This window comes from Corallococcus sicarius (assembly GCF_003611735.1).
Lineage (GTDB): Bacteria > Myxococcota > Myxococcia > Myxococcales > Myxococcaceae > Corallococcus > Corallococcus sicarius.
Window position 1 is genome coordinate 1 of record NZ_RAWG01000420.1, and the last position, 6,658, is coordinate 6,658.

General features: G+C 69.7%; 4 protein-coding genes and 2 pseudogenes. 5 read left to right on the top strand and 1 reads right to left on the bottom strand.

Translation table 11 applies throughout. The features are described from left to right. Positions 1-75: 75 nt before the first annotated feature. The 5 genes and pseudogenes from D7X12_RS43220 (at position 76) to D7X12_RS37515 (ending at position 6,400) form a co-directional block, all read left to right on the top strand. Complete coding sequence (locus D7X12_RS43220) at positions 76-378, top strand: hypothetical protein (RefSeq protein WP_120629989.1); 303 nt, start codon at positions 76-78, stop codon at positions 376-378. Positions 379-533: 155 nt separating this feature from the next. Then, on the top strand, positions 534-1,856 hold the full coding sequence (locus tag D7X12_RS37500) for a putative sensor domain DACNV-containing protein (protein ID WP_120629990.1): 1,323 nt from the start codon (positions 534-536) through the stop codon (positions 1,854-1,856). Between the two features lie 128 nt (positions 1,857-1,984). Further along, on the top strand, positions 1,985-3,376 hold the full coding sequence (locus D7X12_RS37505) for an aminotransferase-like domain-containing protein (protein ID WP_120629991.1): 1,392 nt from the start codon (positions 1,985-1,987) through the stop codon (positions 3,374-3,376). Between the two features lie 34 nt (positions 3,377-3,410). Beyond that, on the top strand, positions 3,411-5,612 hold the full coding sequence (locus D7X12_RS37510; protein WP_120629992.1) for a S9 family peptidase: 2,202 nt from the start codon (positions 3,411-3,413) through the stop codon (positions 5,610-5,612). Between the two features lie 216 nt (positions 5,613-5,828). After that, positions 5,829-6,400, top strand: a pseudogene (locus D7X12_RS37515) (imm11 family protein). A 3-nt stretch (positions 6,401-6,403) separates the two neighbouring features. On the opposite strand, the pseudogene D7X12_RS37520 reads toward D7X12_RS37515, so the two are convergent. Further along, positions 6,404-6,658: pseudogene (locus D7X12_RS37520) on the bottom strand (MFS transporter); the annotation flags it as partial.

Below are 6,658 nucleotides of genomic sequence, written 5' to 3' on the forward strand. Positions count from 1 at the left end.
GGGGACGGCTTGTAGGCGCGGGTGGGGGTCCCCATCGTCCCGGGCATGCGACGACGCGCGCGGGAGCGGACGGGGATGCGGTCCATCGACACCGAGGACGAGCGGATTGCCTCCCTGCTCGTCGCCGACGACGCGGAGCTGCCCTTCGAAGGCTCCCGGGACCTGGAGGTGCGGCTGCGCGACGGGCGCCGCTTCGTGCTCACCGTGCACACCCTGGAGGCGCTGGAGGAGCGGCTGGGGGGCGCGCCGTCCTTCGTGGCGACCCGCGTTGTCGTGGTGCGGCGCATGTCGGATGGGGCGCTGATGCACGCGGTGCGCTCGGCGCTGGATCAAGGCATCGAGCGGTTCGGCACGCTCCAGCCGCTCATCGAGGAATGATGTCGGTCCTGGACGCGGAGGCGTCACCGGTTGTCGCGCCCGTGGTGCTACAGGTCGGGCCTGCTCTCGCGCGGGGCTGGAAAGCAGACGCCGTGACGCGGAGGGAGCGTGACTTCCTCCGGGAAGCCAGAAGGCGTGGGTATGCTGCGCGCCCGATGGATGAGCCCGGCCTGCAATATCCCGGAGAAGCCCTGCGCAGCTGGCTGCGCCAGTTCGCCAAGACGCCCGTGGCCGAGCCGACGTTGCGACTGCTGGTCGTCCTGGCGGACACGGTGTTCTTCGCGAGCCTGGGCCGGGAGGAAGGCGAGGCCACGCGCGTGCGCATCGCCTACCACGCGCAGGGGTTGCCGGGGCTGCAGGCGGTGCGGGAGACGGTCTTCATCGGCGGTGTGCGGGGCCACCGGCAGGCGTGGGAGACGCTGCCCCTGGAGCCCAAGTCCAGCATCACCGACTTCAGCGTGGAGGCGCTGGTGAAGCTGGCGCCCGCGGCGCACCTGCCGCGCACGGCGGTGGTGGTGGGGCCGCGCGACGGGAAGCTGCGCATCCAGGGGCTGGCGCGGCGGGTGGAGTACACGGAGTTCCACGCCGAGGGCGAGGAGGACGTCTTCATCCTCCACGCGCCCGAGCCGGGCCACCTGGTGGTGAGCACCCAGGGCCGCGAGGTGTTCCGCTACGAGCAGGGCGCGCCGGTGCCCCCCGGGCGGCGCGTGGCGTTGCACGACCTGCTCTTCCACGAGGACAGCGCGGTGCGCTCGGCGCTGCTGGAGCAGTGCGCCGGGCTGGTGGAGTCGCTGCCGAAGGTGCAGCCGCTGATGGGCGGCAACCGCGAGTGGTACGTGTCCAACGCGGTGCAGGGCCTCATCCGGAAGATGGGGGCGCTGCACCACGGCGGGCTGATTGCCCTGTTGCCCAAGCAGCACGACATGGAGCGCTTCCGCACGCGCGGCAAGTACAGCCTGCCGCAGGAGCAGGGCTCGCTGCTGCGCGAGCGGTTGAAGCGCTTCGTGCAGGCGCGAGCGGACCTCATCAACGGCGCATGGCGCGCGGAGGCCGGGCGGGCCGCCGGGACGGAGGCGCCGGAGGATCCGGAGTCGAAGAAGGCCGCCGCCGAGCACGACGACAAGTCGACCGAGAGCGACTTCCACGCGCTGGTGGAGAGCATCGGGCAGCTCACCGCGGTGGACAACGCGCTGGTGCTGGGACCGGAGCTGGAGGTGCTCTGCGCGGGGTATCAGATCGCCATCCCGCGCAGCGGTCCGCCGCAGGTGTTCGAGGCGCGCACGCTCCAGGGGCGGCCCGGGCCGCACTACCCCATCAGCCAGCACGGCTCGCGCCACCGCGCCGCGGCCGTCTTCGCCAACCAGCACTCCGGCGCCATCGTCTTCGTCGCGTCGCAGGACGGTCCGGTCCGCTGCCTGCACCGGCCGCCCGGCAAGAAGAAGGTGCTGCTCTGGAGCCTCCTCCTCACGGAGGACTGAGCCCCGGGCGGATCTCCCAGCGGTGAGTGGAGGCCCCGGGCCTTCCGGGACCTGTCCTGGTGCACCCCGGGAATTGTCATGGTACAATCTGGGTTGCGTCCCATGACGCCTCCGTCCCAAGGAAGTCCATGACCCGCTCCACCTGGAAGCCGCGGCTGAAACGCTCTGGCGGGCCGCTGTACGCGGCGCTGGTCGACGCGCTCGCGGCGGACATCAGCGCCGGAAGGCTGCGTGCGGGGGACCGGCTGCCGACGCACCGGGAGCTGGCGGCCACGGTGGAGGCTTCGCTGGGGACGGTGACGCGGGCGTATGCCGAAGCCGAGCGGCGGGGGCTCATCCGCAGCCAGGTGGGGAATGGGACCTTCGTGAGGGACCTCACGGAGGCGGACCCGTACTCGCCCCAGCTCGACCGGACGCGCATCGACCTGGGCCCCACGGCGGTGCCCATCGTGCCCGGGGACCTGGGGCACCTGTCGCTCGCCGCCGCGCTGACGCGCCTGGGAGGCCGTGCGGACCTGGCCGCGCTCAGTGGCTATCAGGCGCACGCGGGCTCCGAATCCCAGCGGGCAGCGGGGGCACGCTGGCTGGGGCTCGCGGGGGTGCCTGCGTCCGCCGGGGAGGTCACGGTGTGTGGTGGGGCCCAGCATGCGACCTTGATGTTGTTGTCATTGCTGGCGACGCCCGAGGGCTTGCTGGTGGAGGACGTCACCTACCCGGGGGTGCTCGGCGCGGCGGAGTGGCTCCGGCTGCCCACGCACCCGGTGGCGCTCGACGCGGACGGGCTGATTCCCGAGGCGCTCGCGGAGGCCTGCCGCGAGAGCGGCGCCCGGGTGTTGTATTGCACCCCGACGAACCACAACCCGACCACGGCCATCATGCCGTTGAAGCGGCGGCAGGCCCTGGTGGAGGTCTGCCGTGAGTTCGGCGTGACGATCATCGAGAACGGGGCGTTGGCGCCGCTCGTCGCGAAGGCGCCCCCGCCGCTCGTGGCGTTGGATCCCGGGCGGACGTATCACATTGGAAGTCTGTCCAAGGCGACCCTGCCCGCGTTGCGCGTCGGTTTCATCCGGGCCCCCGCCGAGGCGCGCCGGGCGCTGGAGCATGCGGCCGCGGCGACGGTCTGGTCCGGCTCACCCCTGTTGAATGAGATTGCCTCGCAGTGGATTTCAGAGGGCACGGCCGAAGCCCTGCGCGACGCACGGCGGGCCGAAGCCTCGGCCCGGCAATCCCTGGCGGCGTCCGTGTTGAAGGGCCACCCGTATGCCGCGCACGCCACCGCGTATTTCCTGTGGATGCCCATTCCCGAGCACCGCCGGGCCACGGAGCTGGTGGAGCAGGCCGCCGCGCGGGACGTGCTCCTGGGCCCGGGGCACGTGTTCGCCGCGAGGCCGGGCCATGCGCCCAATGCGCTCAGGATATCGCTGGGCGCGGCGACCTCCCGCGCGGAGTTGGAGCGGGGGTTGAAGACGCTGGCGGAGCTGCTGGACGCCTCGTCCCCGACCTCACGCCGGATGACCTGACGTTCCCCTTCCCTCCTCAACCCTGGAAGTGCCCATGACACCTCCTGTCTCCTTGCGTGCGCGCGTCGCGTTCTTGCTGTGCATGGGATTGTTCACGCCCTCGGTGGCCCTGGGGGTTCCGCTCCAGGAGCGGCTCGACCTCTCCCATGCCGCGCTCCGGTTGCCGGAGCACATCCGAGACACCCTGAGCCCTCCCCGGTGGCTGCCTGAGGGCGAACGGTTCGTGTACTGGTCCATGGTCGACCCGCATCGGGAGACGTGGGTGCTGGTCGATGCGCAGCGGAAGACGCAACAGCCCCTGTTGTCACCCGACGTGCTGCGGACGCAGCTCACGGTGCTGCTGGGGAAGCCGCCCCGCTTCTCCGGGTTCATGCCCTTTACGCTCACGCCCGATGCGCGAGGGATTGCCTTCTCCGTGCAGGGCCAGCCGTTCACGCTGGGTTTGAGCGACCGCCGCGTGGTGGCGCTCGCGCCCACGGATCCGGTCGCGCTGTCGCTCCGTCCCGGCAATGTCCTCTCGCCGGATGGAAAGGGGGTCGCGGAGCAGCGGGACGCCGGGTTCGCGGTGGTGGATGCCCAGGGGAAGGCCCGGGTGGAGCGCACCGGCACCGAGGACAACGCCTGGCGGATCCCCGAATCGGCGTGGTCTCCCCAGGGTCGGTTCCTGGCGGTCTGGCGCGAGGACTCGCGGGCCGTGCACCGGATTCCGCTGGTCGACTACGGCACCGCGCTGGAGAAGGTGTCGTGGGCGCCCTATTCCAAGACAGGCACGCCCCTGATGCGCTCGGAGCTGCACGTCATCAACGTGGAGTCGGGACAGGGGGTGGCCGTGCCGCGCGCGGAGACGGAGGGCTATGAATGGTTCGCGGGCTGGCGTCCGGACGGACGCGAGGCGTTCGTGCTCCGGCTGTCGCGGAATGGCAAGCGGTTGGACCTGATGGCGGTGGATGCAACGACGGGCAACAGCCGCCGCGTGCTCAGGGAGGAGCGTCCGGAGACGTTCGTGGGGGCGCTCGACTTCGCGCTGGAGGGCTGGTCGCGGCAGGTGAAGGCCCTGCCGGACAACCAGCACTTCCTTTGGATGTCCGAGCGGGACGGTTGGCGTCACGTCTATCTGTATGACTATTCCGGCAAGCTCGTGCGCCAGCTCACCCGGGGCCCGTTCCCGGTGCACGCGGTGCTGGGCGTGGCGCCGAAGGCAGACACCGTCTTCGTGCTGGCCTCCGCGGAGCGTGAGGCTCCCTATGACCGGCTGTTGTACCGGGTGGCCATGGCGGGAGGGGACCTGAAGCGACTGTCACCGGGGCCTGGGGTGCACCGGGTCGTGATGTCTCCCTCCACGCGGTACTTCGTGGATGGGCATTCCACCCGGACGCAGCCGAGGGCCTGGGAGGTCGCCTCGTCGGATGGCAGGGCGTCCTTCCGCTACGCGAAGGCGGACGTGAGCGGGTTGGCGGCGTTGCACTACACACCGCCGGAGTCGCTCACGGTCAAGGCGGCGGACGGCACGACGCCGCTGTATGGCGTGCTGTACAAGCCGTGGGACTTTGATCCGAAGAAGCGCTACCCGGTGCTCGACATCATCTACGCGGGACCATTCACGACGGTGGTGCCCTGGGGGTACGTGGGCACGATGGAATCGTTTGTCGCCCATTCCCTGGCACAGCTCGGGTTCATCGTCATGGTGCTGGACGCGCGGGGCACGCCGGGGCGGAGCAAGGCCTTCCAGGACGTGAACTACGGGCGCGTGGGCCAGACAGAGATTCCCGACCACGTCACGGCCTTGAAGCAGGCGGGCGCGAGCCGGCCCTACATGGACCTGGAGCGGGTGGGCATCCACGGCCATTCCTGGGGCGGCTACTTCGCGCTGCGAGGGATGCTGACGGCGCCGGAGTTCTTCAAGGCGGGCTACGCGGGAGCACCGGGGGCGCTGACGGAGGAAGCCCTCATCAACGAGCCCAACATGGGCCTGCTCGCGGAGAATCCTGCGGGTTACGCGGCGGGCTCCAACGAGGCGCTGGCGGGGAAGCTCCAGGGCGCGCTCAAGATGATGCACGGCACCAGTGATGTGAACGCGTCGCTGTCCACGACGATGCGGATGGCCCAGGCGCTGGTGCAGGCGAACAAGCACTTCGACCTGTTGATCATGCCCGGCGAGGGGCACAGCCCAGACGGTCGATTCTACCTGGACGACATCCGCCTGTTCTTCCTCCGGGAGCTGGGCGAGCCCCAGTGAGTCCTGTCAGGATTTGCTGTTAGCGTAACGCCCGCGGTGGAAGTGACTGCGAGGCGGACATGAAGCGGCTGGGGTGGGCGCCACGGAGGGCTGTCGAACCGTGGTGCAGTGCCGCAATGCCTTGACGACTGCACTCCAAGAACTTGCGAAGGAAGCCAACGCTCCGGGCGCACTCCTCAACAAGCTGCTTACCCAGAAGCGTTGATGGAGTTGAATATGGCAGGGCGCTACTTCAAATTGTCCGAGGATGTCTACGCACCCGACCGCTGGTACCTGGGTGATCCCGTCGATGAACATGGAGTGGAAGTCGAGGACCCGTGGATGTTTCGGGCCGGCAAGCCCGTTCACGTGACAGGCCGCCTCCGAATTCCCATTGATGAACCTGGGCGGCCATTGGATTTTCCTCAGCCGGCATCGGGACCGAGCCCATCATCCACGTCAAGGTCGCAACGGTCTTCGCGGAGCTTGCGCCCAATGACGTCCAGCTTCTCGCGGTGGACATCGACGGACAGCCCGAACAGTTCAGCATGCTGGTGGCAACCCGCATGATTCGCTGTATCGACGACAAGGCTTCCCGGGAGGTCCAATACTGGGAGCCGAAGCACGGACAGCCCCACAAGGTCGGTCAGTACCTCTCCGTCGCAGGCATGCGCATCGATCCGTCGAAGGTGGGTGACGCCAAGGTCTTCCGCACCTGGGGCTGGTCCATCGCCCTCATCGTCTCCGAAGCCCTCAAGACCGCCCTGGAGCGCACCGGCGCCACCGGCATGCGGTTCACCGAGGTGTAGCCCTCACCCCTCGCGCGCGACGTTGCCCTCCCGTCCCGGTGCCGCCAGGGCCATCCCCAGCGCAGCGACGGCCGTGAGCCCCGCGGCGATGCCGAACTGCAACGCGAAGTGCCCCCGCGCCAGGGACAGCGCCGCCACCGCCAGCGCCCCTCCCAACAGCCGCATCGAATACAGCGTGCTCGTCACGATGCCCCGGTACTGCCAGGGTGCTCGCGACTGCGGCCCCAGCAATGAGCTGCTCGCCGCCGGCCCCACCCC